The sequence below is a fragment of the Pseudomonas mandelii genome, assembly GCF_002251635.1.
Lineage (GTDB): Bacteria > Pseudomonadota > Gammaproteobacteria > Pseudomonadales > Pseudomonadaceae > Aquipseudomonas > Aquipseudomonas mandelii_B.
The window spans coordinates 20748-37130 of the sequence record NZ_NMOJ01000004.1; the positions used below are offsets into that span (position 1 = coordinate 20748).

Annotated in this window: 11 protein-coding genes; 3 read left to right on the plus strand and 8 right to left on the minus strand. The window is 59.0% G+C overall.

Annotated features, from left to right (window positions below):
* Positions 1-35: 35 nt before the first annotated feature.
* The 4 genes from B7L09_RS00635 to B7L09_RS31900 form a co-directional block, all read right to left on the minus strand.
* Complete coding sequence (locus tag B7L09_RS00635) at positions 36-2438, minus strand: aldehyde dehydrogenase family protein (RefSeq protein WP_094467328.1); 2403 nt, start codon at positions 2436-2438, stop codon at positions 36-38.
* Position 2439: 1 nt separating this feature from the next.
* Positions 2440-3570, minus strand: a complete 1131-nt coding sequence (locus B7L09_RS00640) for a LuxE/PaaK family acyltransferase (RefSeq protein ID WP_094467329.1) — start codon at positions 3568-3570, stop codon at positions 2440-2442.
* A gap of 21 nt (positions 3571-3591) precedes the next feature.
* Positions 3592-4833, minus strand: coding sequence for an MdfA family multidrug efflux MFS transporter (locus B7L09_RS00645; RefSeq protein WP_094467330.1), 1242 nt, complete (start codon positions 4831-4833; stop codon positions 3592-3594).
* A 268-nt stretch (positions 4834-5101) separates the two neighbouring features.
* The gene (locus B7L09_RS31900; protein WP_176457653.1) at positions 5102-5239 is read right to left on the minus strand and encodes a hypothetical protein; all 138 of its coding nucleotides are present in this window, start codon (positions 5237-5239) and stop codon (positions 5102-5104) included.
* Between the two features lie 157 nt (positions 5240-5396).
* Here B7L09_RS31900 and B7L09_RS00650 point away from each other — a divergent pair, with 157 nt between their 5' ends.
* Positions 5397-5585 (plus strand): hypothetical protein, encoded by a 189-nt coding sequence (locus B7L09_RS00650; protein WP_059405111.1) that lies wholly within the window; start codon positions 5397-5399, stop codon positions 5583-5585.
* 19 nt (positions 5586-5604) lie between these two features.
* Here B7L09_RS00650 and B7L09_RS00655 read toward each other — a convergent pair whose 3' ends face one another.
* A complete protein-coding gene (locus B7L09_RS00655; protein WP_094467331.1) occupies positions 5605-5976 on the minus strand; it encodes a fe2+ zn2+ uptake regulation protein in 372 nt (123 codons plus the stop codon).
* A 244-nt stretch (positions 5977-6220) separates the two neighbouring features.
* Between B7L09_RS00655 and pvdQ the strand changes: the two genes are divergently transcribed.
* Positions 6221-8566, plus strand: coding sequence for a bifunctional acylase PvdQ (gene pvdQ / locus B7L09_RS00660; protein ID WP_094467332.1), 2346 nt, complete (start codon positions 6221-6223; stop codon positions 8564-8566).
* Between the two features lie 54 nt (positions 8567-8620).
* Here pvdQ and B7L09_RS00665 read toward each other — a convergent pair whose 3' ends face one another.
* Together B7L09_RS00665 and B7L09_RS00670 are read right to left on the minus strand one after the other, a co-directional pair.
* Positions 8621-9622, minus strand: a complete 1002-nt coding sequence (locus B7L09_RS00665) for a FecR family protein (protein ID WP_094467333.1) — start codon at positions 9620-9622, stop codon at positions 8621-8623.
* 96 nt (positions 9623-9718) lie between these two features.
* Complete coding sequence (locus B7L09_RS00670) at positions 9719-14557, minus strand: dermonecrotic toxin domain-containing protein (RefSeq protein WP_094467334.1); 4839 nt, start codon at positions 14555-14557, stop codon at positions 9719-9721.
* A 227-nt stretch (positions 14558-14784) separates the two neighbouring features.
* Here B7L09_RS00670 and B7L09_RS00675 point away from each other — a divergent pair, with 227 nt between their 5' ends.
* Positions 14785-15825, plus strand: a complete 1041-nt coding sequence (locus B7L09_RS00675; protein WP_094467335.1) for an Ldh family oxidoreductase — start codon at positions 14785-14787, stop codon at positions 15823-15825.
* 93 nt (positions 15826-15918) lie between these two features.
* On the opposite strand, the gene B7L09_RS00680 is transcribed toward B7L09_RS00675, so the two are convergent.
* Complete coding sequence (locus B7L09_RS00680; RefSeq protein ID WP_094467336.1) at positions 15919-16236, minus strand: ElaB/YgaM/YqjD family protein; 318 nt, start codon at positions 16234-16236, stop codon at positions 15919-15921.
* Between the last annotated feature and the right edge of the window lie 147 nt (positions 16237-16383).

Consider the following 16383-nt stretch of genomic DNA (forward strand, 5'->3'; position numbering starts at 1 on the left):
CAGGCGTTGTGAGAATTAAAAATCAAACGATATGTTTAATGTCTGTTGTCGATAACCAACGGTATTTTTCCGCTGTGTTTGTTTTTGGTGAATTCGGATTCGGCACACTCGTGAACGTCTACCGTGATGAGCGCGGCGTTCACGGCATTGGTCAGTGCGGCGTGGGTGAATAACTTTTCATAAGCCTTTTCGGCCTTCAGGTTCACTAAAACCTTCAGCCGTTCGCTGCCATCGCAGGCGTGGTCCAGCACAAATTGAACAGGCAGGCCGAGGCTGCCCTGCAGCGCCGACGGTGAAATGAATTCCGTGCCCATCCGTATCAACTTGCCGTGGCGCTGCAGCAATTCGAATCGCGGTGACTCGAGCCCGCAAGGGCAGGCTCCGGTTATCCAGCGACCGGTGTCTCCCACGTCATACCGGCGAACGGCCTGGCCTTGCCGGGCCCGGGAGGTGAACAGCAGCCGGCCGATCTCATTGGCTTGCACCGGGTAATCGTGTTCGAGATGCACGATTTCCAGATGCTGGGTATCGCACATCAAATGAAAGATGCCGTCTGCCGTTGCCGAGCAGGCATGCCCCAGCGGGCCGGCGTCGACAGAGCCATAGATCGCGGAGCGAATCGTCGAGACTCCGCAGCTTTCCATCAGGCGCAGGCTGGCCTGGCTGGGGTGCTCACCGCCTAGGAACACTTTGTTGATGCCCGAGTACGCGCGGAGCTGGCTCTGTTCGTTGAAAAACAAGCGATGCAACGTACTCGGCATGCCGATCAGCACGGTGATGCGGTGATCCACGATCATTCGAGCGATTTCGCTGAAGTCATCATCGTGCGGCGCCCCCATGGGGAAATGCGTAACGCCCATCAATTCCAGAACCTTGGTGAAGCTGGAGAAGCCCCCATACAGGCTGCCGCCGTAAAACAGGTTCATCACCCGATCCGATGACGGGTCGAGACCGGCGGCGAACAGGCCGTCAGCCGCGGCGCGCATCTGCCGTTGGAAGTCCTGATAGCTGAACCCGGCCAGGGCAGGCATGCCGCTGCTGCCCCCTGAGCGGAAAAACAGCTGTGCCATGGCGTTGACCGGTTGGGTCATGAATGTGTTTTTGTCCATGATCGGCTCATGGTATGTATCCGCAGCGGTCGGCAGCGCGTCGAGCGTTGTCCGGCCAGGCACTGTCTCAGGCGACAGACTCACCGACAGGCGACGACTGAAGCGCGACAGCGCGTAGACGCCGTCATGGGGCTCTCCGGGGTAGCCGTCATGAATCAGCCCGCACGGGGCGATACGCGTGACGCCGGCATTGACCAGCGTGCGCACCAGCCCCGGCGTCTGCGCTGGAGAACACATCAACACGCAGCTTTGCAGGACGGCGCGCCAAGGCAATAGCGTCTCGGCGATCAAGTGTTGCGGCACCGGTTTGAGCAGCAGGGTACGAAACAGCGGCGAGGGCGCGAGCGTCTGGTGGTGATCCCAGATGACGTTCCATCCCGGGCCGGTCCAGACCTGACCGGTCCGCTGCGCAAAGCAGTGTTCCAGCCTCGCCATGGCGGTGCGGGTGGTGATTTCCGAAGCCTCCTGGTCGGTAGGAATCAGCGCCGGCCAGTGTGAGGCGCGACGTGTGAAGGCCTCGGCCAGGCGTTCACCCAGGTCCCGCAAAACCGCCGGATCGTTGCTGTCCACCAACAGCCATTGCGGGCTGGAACACGCTTGTTGATCCAGACTGCACACTTCATCCACCAGCGCGTCCAGCGTCGAAGCACTCGCCGCGTCGGGCGACAGATAAGCGAAGCTGATCCTGTGGCCCCAATCGATCCAGCGACACCCGACCGGGATCTGCTGGCGAATCGCCTTGAGTGCTTGTTCGCCGCCCCAAGCGGCGACGCCATCGGCGCGGGTGCAGAGTTGCGCTATCTGAGCCGTGCTGACCGGCAGCACCGCGATGAAATCAGCCAACTGGCCACGGGTGTCGCAATGCACCAGCGCCGCGAGTAACTGCGCGGTCAATCCTTCATCGCTGGAGCTGGGACGCAACCAGTTGATGTTGCCGGCCAACAGGCTTTCCAGGACCGCGCAGAACGCCAGCATCGGCGCATTGCCCGGCGTGATGTGCACCACCAGTCCCAGCGGATGCCAGCTTTCGAAACAGGCTTGCCGGTAATCGATACGTCGCAACGAGCGCGGTTGCACACCCAACTCACGTTCAAGTTTGGTGATGAGGTTGCTGCGCTGGCAGAAGTCGACAAGCCCCGATCGTTGATCGTTGTCGAGGGGCACATCCAGCCTGCCAGCTTGCAATTGCAGGGCAAATCGGGCCGCTGCGTCGATGACGGTGTCGCTGTCGATCGGTGCATTCAGCAGTCGCGGCAGTTGTGGGTGCAGTTGCTCGAGGGCTGTCTCGAGGGTGACATCGTCGCGCAGTTCTCCGTTGATCAAGTACATGTCAGGCTCCTCCAATCAGTTCAGATGCGGCCATTGCGCAGCTTCGGCTGGCGGTCGTACCGGCGCGTCCATGCAGTTCAAACCAGTCGGTCTGCAAGCCGCATCCGCAGCTGGCACCGGGGTGCAGCGTCGCCAGGTCCCCCATGACCACGGCGTGCGCGGGGCTGGAAGAAATGTACGGCGACACGAACTCCAGCAAGCCGCGCTGACCGTAGGGTTGAACAGTGAAATTGGATGGATTGCGCACAAAGACCTTCGAGTAAACCGGCACATGGAAATGCTGCCGGGCACACTGGATGTAGGGCACGGCATGCTCGACAGCGCCGTAACCGTCCCGGCAGCGGGACAGGTCGATGCCCAATTGGCGGTGGATGCGTGCATACAATTGCGACAAAGGAATTTCCTCTGCGGCCTGGGTTTTCCAACCACCGCCGAGAAACACCAGTGACTCGGCCGGTAGCTGCAGATTCGCGACGCCGGTGTCTTCCATGTGCCGCAACGCGTGGGACAGGAACGCCGGGAAGCCGAGAATGCGCACCGGCAATCCTTCTTCGGCGAATTCCTGCAAGGCGCGGATCACCCCAAACACATCGAACGCGTGACCATTACCCGTCAGGCGCAATCCATAGGCGATGCGGTTGACCGGCGCATAGCTGCACAGAAACTGGTCGGTGTAGGCGGTGCCCAAGGTGATCGCAGCCTTGGGTTCATAGCTCAGCAGCAAGTAGTTGCAGGGACTGTCCGGAGTGTCCCAGCCGTAATGGCGAAAAATGTGGCTCACCATGCCTTGGGCGGCGGCCATGCTGCGCTGGTCATAGCGCAGGCGACTTTTCTGGCCGCTGGTGCCGGACGATGTCAGCTCCAGCGCGCCTTCACCCGTGGGGCCGAACAACAGGTGACGTTTGAAATAGTGAGCGAAAATCGGCGGCAGTCTTGACCAGTCATCCAGTGTTTCCAGGTCTTGAGCGACCAGCCCGTTGCTGTTGAGCCAGCGCTCATAGCCAGGCGTGTGGTGACAATGAAACAGGCTGATTTCCCCCATGGCCCGGTCGAAAAGGCCTTCAGGCACGGAATCCAGGCAATAGGGTTGCGTTAACGCGCAAAGCGCATCGGTGTGGGGTAAATGAATCATCAAAGGACCTATCGGGTGGAGTCAGGCAGCAAGCGGGAGGTGGGAGCGCCGCAGAAACAGGCGCAAGGGCAGCAGGCTCATGAGCCCTGCAATAGCCGCCATCAGGGCGAAGGACTCGTGGCTGTCACCGGCGCCGGCCGCCGCAATCAGCGAGCCGCCACCGCCCATGACAGCGATCGAGATCATGCCGATCATGGCCGAGACCAGGCCCTTGCTGTCGTCGCTTGAAAACAGCGCGAGCCGGTACAGTGCGGCATTGCTCATGCCAAGGCCGACGGCGTAAAAGGCCAGGACGCTGATCAGCAAAGGCGTGGAGGCACCGTAGAAACTGCTGGCGAGCAAGGCGATGAGCCCGCCGCAAAACGGCCACAACGCATATCGAATCAGTTGCGGCAATTCAGTGTCGGCAATCAATCGATTGAGTATCAAGTTGCCGAGAATGACGGCCGCAAACACCGGGATCTGCCACAGGCCGTACTGCAAGGGTGAAAGGCCCTGATTGTGAATTAACAGGAGCGGCGCCAGCCCTATCCACGCAATCAAGGGCAGGCTCATGACCCCCAGCGCGACCGAGGCGCTGAGGAATCGCGGATTGCCGAGCAACGCGGCATAACGGCGCACGGTGCCGCGCCATTCGAACGGCACCGCCGCCAGTTGCTGACCGTCATGACGCAAGGTGCCCACGGTTTCCGGCATGAACAGGTAAAGCCCGAGCCAGACGAACAGGCCGCCGATACCCAGCAGTAAAAACAGCTCCCGCCAGGACAACCACTCCAGCAGCAGACTGCCGAGCAACGGCCCCAGCAGCGGAGAGAGCAATGCAACGTTGCCCAGCAACGCCATGATTTTTACCGCGTCGGCTTCGCAGAACACTTCCTGCAAGGCGGGATAGCTGACCGCGATGACAAATCCCAGCCCCATGCCCTGAATCAGCCGCAAGCCGTTGAACGCATAAATGCTGTGCACGCTGAATGCCGCGGCACAGGCCAGGGCGAATAACGCACAACCGATGAGCAACATCGGTCGGCGACCGAACCGGTCCGACAGTGGACCAATAAGCCATTGCAGAAGAATGCCGCCCGCCAGATAGAGATTGAAGGCATAGGGGACGTGACTCCCGCTGGCATTCAATTCATAAGTAACGGTCAACATGGCCGGCATGATCATGTCGCTGGCCATATACGTCAGAAGTTCAAAAAAAGTGATGGCAAGGCAAAAGCCTAATACCTGATAGGGCCTGATGTTTATGAGCGGTTGGTGCATGGCATCCCTGTTCTTCTTCGTGAAGTTAAATAGCGGGTCTTATTGCGATGCGCCAAGATTAATCAAGCGAGTATGGATACCTCAAACGGACTATTAAGACTGAAAGCTTCAATAGTTTTCGCCAGGTTTCGATGGGGGGGCGGGCAGTAAAAAACAAGTGAAAGTGTATGTACGAAAAATGCCCGCAACGGGGCGGGCATTGGTTAAGCCGTGAACGGGATATGCATTTTTCCTACAAGTGGATGTTCAATTACGTACGCGTCATACGTTATCGATGCTGGTAATAACCCGGTCCACCGCGATCGTAATGGTGGTCGCCGTGCCAGCCGCCGTGGGGGAAAACGATGCAGCCGCTCAGCGTCAGCAGCGCGAGCAGGGGAATCAACCGTGTGATTCGACGGAACATTTGAAAATCCTCATGGTTATCGCCGCAATAAAGCCAAATCTCTTCATCGGCTGTAACATGAGACCCCGTTTGCAGCGTCCCATTCCCGCACAAAGGTAGGGGCTTGGCATGCTTTCGGATACAAACCGGACACATTTTTCAGGTTCAGGAATTCGCAATGACTCAGTCGCAACGTTTGAAATACTCGATTCTGATCTCCCTGGTGGTCTTGGGGATCATGTTCGGCCTTTCGTATCTGCAAAACACAGGCGTCATCAGCGAGAAGCTGTTTCAGTACATCGCCATCGGCGTCGCGGTGATCGTGGTGGTGGTCAATGGCGTGATGCGTCGCAAGGTCAAGCCTTGATCGACGCACCTTGAGCTGATCAGTCGCGATGGAGCATGGCTACAGCGTGCGGGTGCAGGCTGTAGCTTTTATCGGCATTGAGGGTGATCACGCCCTCGGTGCACAGGCGCTTGAGTACCTCACGCACGCTCAGAAACGACAGCGGGATNCCCAGNTCCAGCAAATGGCTGTGCACGCCGCGAACACCCAGGCTGCGCTCACTTTCGGCGGCGCTCAGCAAGGCGTCGATAACCTTGAGGCGAATCAGGCTGGTTCGCAGACCATAGCTCTTGAGCAGCAATCTGATCCGTTCGTTACCATTGCGCTCGCCTCGTTGACTGAAAACGCCAGAGCCCATGGCTGAGCCTTTTGGCGCGTGACTACCGTCCATTGGCAGTTGCGAGTTGTACATGCAAAAACTCCTTTTCCGAGCCGGCCAGGAAATGTGATGGGTGCTCTCATTCAATAAGACGTATGAGCACCGCAAATAATGAAGGCTCGAATGTAGAAAATTCGTCACCGTCATGTCATTGCCCTGTGAGAAGGCGGGATAAAGTGCCTTTTGCGGCCTAAATTTTTGTTGTGGGTTTCGTTCCTAGGGGAAGGCGCGATGCGTGTTTGACGCAGGGTGTTTGTCTTTTCGATCAGGAGCGAGCGTGATTATTTCCAGGCAATTAACCAGGTTGAGCCTTGCGGGCATGTTGGTGGGACTGAGTCTTGCGGCAAATGCACGCAGTGCGCCGGAGCAGGCCAGCGCCGACATTCGCCGCACCAGTTTTGGTGTGCCGCATATTCGTGCCGAAAACGAGCGTGGGCTNGGCTATGGCATCGGTTACGCCTACGCCCAGGACAACCTGTGCCTGCTGGCCAATGAGATTGTCACCGTCAATGGCGAGCGTTCACGCTATTTCGGCCCGGACCAGCTGACGGTCGAGGAACGCGAGAACCAGGTCAGCGACCTGTTCTTCACCTGGCTCAATACCCCTGAAGCCGTCGCCGCGTTCTGGAAGGCGCAAACCCCGCCAGTGCGTGATCTGGTCGAAGGTTATGTCGCCGGGTACAACCGCGCGCTGGCCGAGCGCCATGCACAAGGTTTGCCGCAGCAGTGCCAGGGTGAATGGGTACGTGACATCACCTCGCAGGACCTGGTCAAGTTGACTCGCCGTCTGTTGGTCGAAGGTGGAGTAGGGCAGTTCGCCGAAGCGCTGGCGGGGGCGACGCCACCCAAGGCCGTTGCTCGGGCAGTGGGCGAGGGGGCGTCGTTTCAGCTGGCGGCTACGCGCATGCAACGGTTCGCGCTGGATCGCGGCAGCAACGCGGTGGCNGTGGGCCGTGATCGTTCATTCAATGGTCGCGGTATGTTGCTTGCAAACCCACATTTCCCTTGGGTCGGTGGCATGCGCTTTTATGAAATGCACCTGACCATTCCCGGCCAATTGGACGTGATGGGTGCCGCGTTGCCGGGTTTACCGATGATCAATATCGGCTTCAACCAGCACCTGGCGTGGACCCACACCGTGGACACGTCCAAGCACTTCACCCTGTATCGCCTGCAACTTGATCCCAAGGATTCGACCCGTTATCTGCTCGACGGCAAGTCGCTGCCGATGAACAAGCAGACCGTGACGGTGAACGTGAAACAGTCCGACGGCCAGACCAAAGCGGTGTCCCACGTGGTCTACAGCTCGCAGTTCGGACCGATCGTGCAGTGGCCCGGAAAACTCGACTGGGACAATAAGTACGCTTACAGCCTGCGCGATGCCAACCTGGAAAACGACCGAGTGTTGCAGCAGTGGTACGCCATGAATCAGGCCACCAGCCTCAAGGATTTGCAGGCCTCGGTGCACAAGNCTCAAGGCATCCCGTGGGTCAACACCCTGGCCGCCGATGACCAGGGCCAGAGCCTGTACATGAACCTGTCGGTGGTGCCCAACGTCAGCGCCGCCAAACTTGCGCAATGCAGCGACCCGCGCGTCGGGTTGCAGTTGATCGTGCTCGACGGTTCTAACAGCGCCTGCGCCTGGGACATCGACCCGAACGCCGCGCAAAAAGGCATTTATGCGGCGGACAAGTTGCCGCAACTGCAGCGTAAAGACTACGTCCAGCACTCCAACGATTCGGCATGGATGGCCAACCCGGCGCAACCGCTCACCGGTTTCTCACCCCTGATCAGTCAGGAAGGCCAGCCGCTGGGGCTGCGCTCGCGGTTCGCCCTGGACCGCTTGAGCACGCTGAGCAAGGCAGGCCCGGTCTCGGCGGCGGATCTGCAACGGATGGTGATGGACGATCAGGTGTACCAGGCCGGGCAAGTGATGCCGGACCTGCTGCAATTTTGCGCCAGCGCTCTGGGCGCCGATGCCGCCACGCTCGCTCCGTTGTGTGCCAGTCTCAAGGCGTGGGACCGCAGCGCGAATCTGGACAGCGGACTCGGCTTTGTACACTTCCAGAACGTCATGGAACCGTTGCAGCAAGTCCCAGACATCTGGCGAGTGGCGTTCGATCCGAAAGATCCGCAGCACACGCCGCGTGGCTTGGCGCTCGATAATCCGCAGGTCACCCAGGCGATTCGCGAGGCGATGCTGGCGTCGGTGGAGCAGGTCACAAAACGGGGACTCAAGGATGGCAGCCGTTGGGGTGATATTCAGGTGGTCAGCAGCGGCGGGCAACAGACACCGATCCACGGCGGGCCAGGCACGCTGGGCGTGTACAACGCCATTCAAAGCGTGCCGAGAAGCGATGGCAAACTCGAAGTCATCAGCGGCACCAGCTATTTGCAAGTGGTGACCTTTGATGACAAAGGGCCGCACGCCCAAGGCCTGCTGGCATTCTCGTTGTCCAGCGACCCGACGTCGAAGTATTCACGGGATCAGACCGTTGCCTTTTCGAAGAAGCAGCTGAGCCCGTTGCCGTTTACCGAGCAACAGATCACGTCAGATCCGCAGTACCAGGCGCAGACGATCCGCGAGCAGGATGAAAAAGCCGGGAAGGTGGCCGCTCAGTAAGAGGGCGATTCAAACCGTAAAAAAGGCCGCATCCCCTTGAGGGTTGCGGCCTTTTCAGCTTTTAGGGGCTTGTTGCGGGATCGCATTGAGTACCGGATTACCTTCCTTGTTACGGGTCAGGTAGACCGGCAGTACCTTGGGCAGGGAAGCCACCAGGTTGTTCAGTTCCTTGATGTTGTAGATGCCACCCAGGCGAATCGTGCCGGTGCTGTGGTCAGCGACCATGATCGGTTTGCTCAGGTACCGGTTGATCAACGGCAGGGCATCGTTCAGCGCCAGATCATCGAGCACCAGTTTGCCACTGCGCCACGCCAGGGAATTGTCGTTGGGGTAGGTCTGATTGATCTGCGGGGTGAAGTCGCCGTGTTTATAACGCGCCTGCATCGCCGGCCCCAGGCGCAAGCCATCCCCCGGAAGGTCATCGTTGCTGCTGACCAGAACCGAGCCTTCAATCAGGTTCACGCGTACCTGATCCTCGTACATCCAGACGTTGAACTTGGTCCCGGTGACGCGAATCCTGCCGTCCGCTGCCCTGACAACAAAAGGGTGAGCCAGGTCGTGGCTGACGCTGAAGAAGGCTTCGCCTTTTTCCAGCGTGACCCGGCGCTGATCCTTGTAGTTGCTGAAGGTCAGCTCGCTGCCCAGGTTCAATTCCACCTGGCTGCCATCGCTCAGGGTGACCTGACGGACCGTGTCACTCGCTTCGAAATGCTGATACGAATTCGGTAGCCAGCCCATGTTCCACCCGCTGTACGCCGCCAGCGGCAACGCGAGGGCGCACACGGCGGCGGCGATGCCGACCGCGCGCCAAGGCGTGGCCGGTTTGAAGCGAGCCACCGATGTAACGGCTTCGGGACGCGGCAAATCCCCCGCGACGACCCAGATCTCGAGCATGGCTTCGTACTCGAACGCATGCAGCGGATGAACATCACGCCAATGTTCGAAGGCGATCCGCTCTTCGGCGGTGCAGTCGACGGCGTGCAGACGCATGCACCAGTGCGCAGCGGCATCGGTGATGGCGTCATATTCGGCTTGCGAGAGAGAGTTGTCGGTCATTGACTCATCCTGATTTCCTGCATTCTAACCTTGAGGGGAAGCCTGCGAGAACAGCCGTCATGGCAATTAACCATCAAATGAGAATTATTTTTGACGTCAGGGCGTGCTGACGTGCAATTCACGGCCCAGATGACTGACCAGCCAGGCCACGCTGTCGGCGTTACCCAACTGTACGGTCAGCCTGACCAGCGGGTTTTTCTTGAACGTTTCGCGGGCTCCGCTCAGGTTTTCCGCGCCGGTCAACGCCAGAATACGGTCCTTTATGCGATCGGATTCCTCGTAGGAGGTGCTGCCCGGATCTTCCCACACACCGGTATCAGGATCCTGGCTCATGAACAGCCGGGTATAGGGGGTCTGGATCGAGAGCGCCGTTTTCTGCACGTTGGCCAAGGCGCGTTTGAGTTCAGCCGCGAGGGGGGAGGCTGTTCCAATCAGATCGGTGAACGGTCTGCCGGGGTCGAGATAAGAAATGTCCTCGGTATGACAGGCCATGTGCGACAACTCATGAATCAAAGTCACCGCCCGTGCATGGGTGTCGATCGGAAAGGCCGCGTCGGTCAGGTGTTGGCGGTAGTGGTCGAATCCAGGATTGAAGAATTTTTCTGCAAGGTGAATTCTCCGGTTTGTGTCGTTCGCCACGATGAAGGCGAAGGTGTTTTGTGCGTCTTCGGTCAGCCTGCCGACGGCAAAACGACTGGACTTCGGCTTCCTCAGTGATGGCTCCAGCAACGCTGCAAAAAGGTCGCCGATGACTTTTTCAATCTGCTCGACATGCGCGGGCAGCACGTGCTGCACACCGAGGAAATCCATGATGAGTTGATGCACGGGCGTGACGGTATCGTCGGAGGACTTGAGCAGTTGCAGGTTTCGATAGCTGTTCCAGGCATAGGTGGTGGCCAGGTCCAGCGCTTCGTCAATCTGACGGGCCTTCTGCGGAAACAGTCGACGGATACGGGACATGCCCATGGCATCGACGTTCATGCCGTCAAAAACCGATATTGCAGTATCGACCCGTCCAAACAGACTGAAGCGAGGTGCCGATTCTCGCCCATCAAGCAGCCATTGCTTCGATTCGTTCTGGCGCAGATGAGGGCCCAGCGTGTGGGTGTCGCCGATGCGCCAGCGGTTGCCGCGCTTGATGACTGGAAACACCTTTCCCTCAACCGGCCCGTAGTGTTGTTTTGTCGTCGGGTGGGTGTACAGCCCAAGCGTTGCGTCTGATGTCAGCGAACCCAGATCGACATTGATGCTTTCGTGGCGCTTGAGCTGCGTGCGTTCGGGCCCTGTGACGTCGATGTCTCGCCATTTGAGCCGGGTATCGGGTTGTTCCGGTGCCGGTAGGGCCGGTGTCGACGACAGCAGCGTTGAATCCCCCAGTGTTTGGCGCAGCGTGGAGAGTTCGGCCATGCCGCTGATGAACTCTTTGATGGCGGCCCCCCATTTATGGGTTTGCAGGTCTTCGGCGGATTGCTTGATGTCGCGGTAACTGCGCCATACCGTTTCCGGGTAGGCGAGTTTGCCCATGAAAAATGTATAGGCCTCGTGCAGGTCTTCGCCCAGCACATGTTTGATGGTTGCCCATTCGCCCTGTTTTTGGTCATCGGACTGGCAACCGAGCAATCGGCCCAGCAAGGCGGCGTTGTCATTGAGCAGGTGTTTGAACAGATTCCCCTTGATCGGATGAGAGGCCAGTGTGGTGGTACTCGACGACGCGGTACTGGCAACGCGGTGATGGGTGGTCGCCATCCGGGTTTCCAGCAGCGTCCGGTCAGGGTTCTGCAAATTCAGGAGCAGCCAGTCGAGCAGCGGTCCGCGGGTCTTCAGTTCTGTCAGCAGTTGAACTTCATTTTCATACTCTTTGACCCCGTGTCCAGGGCTGTGAGGCGCAATCAGCACTTGGGGTGCAGTGCGATCCGCCGTTGAGCCGATCAGATAAACACCGGGCACTTTGATCGATTGGTCCTGCTTGATACCGAGGAACTCAAGCGGACGGATGATTGCATGGGCACCGTCGACCGTTACGCGGGCGATGGCGTCAGGCATGTCCATGACTTGCCGGATCAGGTCAAACCCGGTCTCGCTCAGACGCTCCTGGAGTTTTTCCCCGTGGGCGTAGTGCATCAACTGCCAGGGCAATTGTGTGTAGAAACGCTTCCTGCGGTCTGCGTTCGCCGGGGTGTCCGCCAGGGCTTCGCTCACTAATTTCTGCTGATGCTCGCCCGGTTTCAGGTTGCGGATCAGGTCTTTGATGTAGCGTTCGTCCATGCCCTCGGGAATCACGGTGCTATCAAGCGATACCAGCTTGAAATGCAGCTGATCCAGCGTCTTGAGGTGAGTCAAGGCAAAGTCGGTCAGGGTTTGAGTGTGGGCCGCCGATGTCGGTCGGGCACTGACGTGCACCTGGACGTTGTCCGGGTTGATGTTGAAGTCGTCTGCCTTGAGTTGTTTTTCAAGTTCGTGGTGTGCCGTGCGTTGCAGTGACCGTATGCCGCTCAGGTAATCCTGGTCGTCCTTAACGTTGTTGCGGTATTGCTCAAGCAGCTCGGCATGCACAATCAGTTCTATGACGGACGCCTGGGCCAGCCATGCCGGCAGTTTTTGTCGGGTCGTCAGTGACCGCGCAATGTCGATGGCGCGGTCGAGACCTGTCATTGGCTTTCGCAGCGAGACGAGGTTCAGGAGATGGGTCAGCGGCGTGACGGAGAGCTTTGTCGCCAGCGCATCGGTCAGAAACGCCGGGTTCAGGTGCACATAGGGTTTTTGCAGATAATCAAGAAAGTGCCCATAAACCCGCTGCAGGGGCGCCAACGTGTAGGTCTTGCCAGGCAAGCGCTCGTTGCGGCCAAGGTTCTCCAGCAGCGTTGAGCGATGGTTGACGTCGGCAACGCGTCGACCGAGTTCGGTCAGCAACGGGGTTAACGCCTTGAAGGCTTCAAACCCCAACGCGGGTGTCCACAAAATCGCCTTGCCCGAATGCACAGGGTCCTGGCCGCCTCGTTCAGTCAGCACAAAACAACTGGCCAGTTTCAACGGCTCCGTCGCGTCGCCGGTTTTCAGCGCCAGGGAAAACACGTCCGGCAAAAAACCGTTCAATGCCGCTCTTTGCAGATGTATCGGGCTATCGAGCACGGTTTTGATGATCACCTGTTCTGTCGTACCCAACGTGCGCGATACGGCTCGCAGCTTCAGTTCACTGCGCAATGCCGTTGACAGCGTGTGAGTAAACGTCGATTGCAAACTCGCCACGGACGACCCCAGGACGCGTTCCGCATCGTCGATCGTGCGGGTTGCCGTGGAGATGGCCGGGTGTTTTTCAAGGCGTTCATCGAGTGCCTGCTCGACAGAATCGAGCAGCGACAACTCCTCTTTGGCCGACTCGGCGCGCACGGTGGCCGGTTGCCCGCCGCCGCGCCGATCAACCCGTGTACTCCAGCGTCCTGAAGGGTCAGAGGCCAGCAGACGGTCATCGATCAATCCCCGGACATCCAGGGCGCTGTCGAGCAAGGCATGGGGGTCGAGCGTACCTTCACTTTCGCGCAAGCGGCTCAGCGCGTGGGACAGGTTGTCCCGTTGCTTGCCAAGGATGTCGGCCATCAACTGTGTGAACACCGGGCCGATCACCGGTTTGCCATCAATCAGGCGCTCAACCGGCTCCAACGCAAGAAAGGTGGCGCGTTCGTCCAGCGACATGAAGTTGAGCAAGGTGTCTTCATGCCCTTCGGCTTTCATCATCTCCAGCACGATCTTTTTGACCGCCGACAGATGGCTCGTCGCTTCGATACCTCGGGAGGGGGAGTACAGAAAACCCAGGGTGTTGGTGCCCCCGATCATCAGAGTCGAGGCCAGCTCGGCAAAATGCCTGAAGGGCGCGGTTACGCGTATTTTCTCGATACGAAGCGGATCGTGCGCGTCGGGCGGGAGGCTGACGTTCATCAGTCGCAGGTATTCCTGCGTGGTTAAAATGCCGTTCTGGCGCTGGAGCAGGAGCTTCAGGTGAAAGGTGTCGCGCAAACCCTCGGTGAAAAAGGCAAAGCGGGAGAGGCCTGTGCTCATGGGCGTGTTCCAGAACACGTCGAGCAGGCTGTGCAAGTGCGGCGTGAAGCTTTGCGCGATTTCTTTCACTGCGCTTTCCCACGTCTGGTTATCAGCGTCGCTGCTCACGCTGTGCTCGGGATGGGTGAAGACCCTTGAATCGCCGGTCGGCCAATGGTTGGTCAGGTAGAAGTGCAGGAGTGCATCGCTCAGGGGGATCGAGGAAATCGTGTGCAGGTCTTCGCTGCCGTCGAAGGCTGAAACCGTCTTCACGAAGCTCTTGAGGCGGGTCAGGCGCTGGTCCAGCGTGGGGAATGCCTTGTGCAACGCATGCTTGAGGGTGTCGTCCAGCATCGATTGCAGGGTTGGCGTCTTGAGCAGCTCAGCCTTCATCGCCTTGATGTTCTGTTCCTGATTGTGATCGAGGGTCAGTTGCTGGTCCTGGAACACCGCGCCTTCGATGTCTTTCGTAGCAATGTCAGGAACGGTGGCGGCGGGTAAAGCGCAGCGTTGTTCAATGGAGAGAAAGCGCAGCAGCTCGCGCTTGCCAGTGGCCTGCGCCAGCCATTCCTTGAGTTTGCTTTTGAGGTCGGCCATGTCCGCGAACTTGATCAGACCCTTCCACGGTGTGTAGAGCGTGACCTCTCCATCGTCTGGCCGGCTCAGGGCAAAGGCACCCGTCAATGGAATGTCCGCTTTGCCCGTTACCTTCAGCAACAGTTGGCAGGCCTGCATGGACTCTTTTTGCGCAACGCGGGCAGCGTTGGTGGCCAGATAAACGTGCTTCAGCCATTTCAGGTCGTCGAGGGTAAAGTTCAGCGCATTTTCGCGCTCACCGGGGTGCCTGGCATTGGCTGCGCGTTCGGCCTCGTCGAAAAAATAGGGCTCTACGGGTTCAGTCATGGTTTTTCCTCATTGGCTGCGATCAGCGGCCATCGCAGGCTATTGGTTGAGGAAAAACATTAAGGTCAGCGGAGCGCTTCGGTGCGGTACATATTGCTTGAGCCGAACAGGCGCTCGAGACTTGACAGGACGCCGGTACAACAGCGCTTAATCGACGTCTGCTGTTGGTTGCCGAGCAACCTCGTTTCCCCTGGTGCCCGTATTCAATAATAAAACTGGAGCTTCAGATGACCGCAACGCCCGAAGTGGCCGTCAGTTCGACCACCCCATCGCTCGATTTCGACGCGCTCGTTCTATTGCTTGAGCAAATTTTCGTGCGCCACGGCACCTCCGCCGATGTCGCCAAGACCCTGGCGCTCAACTGCGCTGGCGCTGAACGCGATGGCGCCCACAGCCATGGCGTGTTTCGTATTCCAGGTTACGTCTCGACACTCAAGAGCGGCTGGGTCAATGGCCAGGCCGTGCCCGTGGTCGAGGACGTTGCCTCGGGGTTTGTCCGGGTCGACGCGGCTAATGGTTTTGCCCAACCCGCGCTTGCGGCCGCCCGGGCTCTGCTGGTGGAAAAAGCTCGCAGCGCCGGGATCGCGTTGCTGGCTATTCACAACTCCCATCATTTCGCCGCGTTGTGGCCGGATGTCGAACCCTTCGCCGAAGAAGGGCTGGTGGCGCTGAGCGTGGTCAACAGCATGACCTGCGTAGTGCCGCATGGCGCCGATCGGCCCCTGTTCGGCACCAATCCCATTGCGTTTGCCGCACCCCGGGCAGACGGCGCGCCCATTGTGTTTGACCTGGCCACCAGCGCCATCGCCCACGGTGACGTGCAGATTGCCGCACGCAAAGGTGAGCGCTTGCCGGCGGGCATGGGCGTGGACAGCCTTGGCCAGCCGACTCAGGATCCNAAGGCGATTCTTGAGGGCGGGGCGTTGTTGCCGTTTGGCGGCCACAAAGGCTCGGCGCTGTCGATGATGGTCGAGTTGTTGGCAGCGGCGCTCACCGGGGGCAACTTCTCATTTGAATTCAATTGGTCGGATCACCCCGGGGCCAAAACACCGTGGACCGGCCAGCTGCTGATCGTGATCGACCCGAGCAAGGCCGCCGGGCAGAATTTCGCCGAGCGCAGCCAGGAACTGGTGCGGCAGATGCACGGCGTGGGGCTCAAGCGCCTGCCGGGTGATCGACGTCACCACCAGCGAGCCCAGTCCAACGCTCACGGTATCGAACTGAATGCTCAAACATTGACGAACTTGCGAGCACTGGCAGGGCTCTGAGACCTGAGCAAAACACAGGCATGAAANANNNGGCATGAAAAAGGCGAGCTCAATGCTCGCCTTTTTGCTGTGTTGCCGTTGAAGCGGGATCGTTTAACGACGGCCCAGCAACAACCCGACCACCAGGCCGAATCCGGCAGAGATCGCTACGGTTTGCCATGGATGGCCTCCGATGTAGGTCTCGGTCGCGTCGACCACCGGTTTGGTACGGTCACGAACACTGCTGACCGAATCCCGGGCTTGCTGGAGTTTCTGGGCGATTTGCCCGCGAAGGGTCTCTGCTTCCTCACCCACCAGAGAAGCGCTGCTTTTGAGCAGTTTTTCCGACTCTTCGATCAGGGATTGAAGTTCGCTGAATGCCTGATCCTTGATCTGGTCTTCGGCAACTTGTGCGGCGGTTTTCCGGGCCATTGGGTACTCCTTGCAGGTAAATGGGCAGTGAACAATGGAGTCTGCGACGACTGAAAAAGTTGCAGCGAATTTGCGCATTGACTGTACGCCGAGGAAAAATCCCGAGTCGGACATTTCGTCCTACAGTGTAAGATGTCACCTATTTGT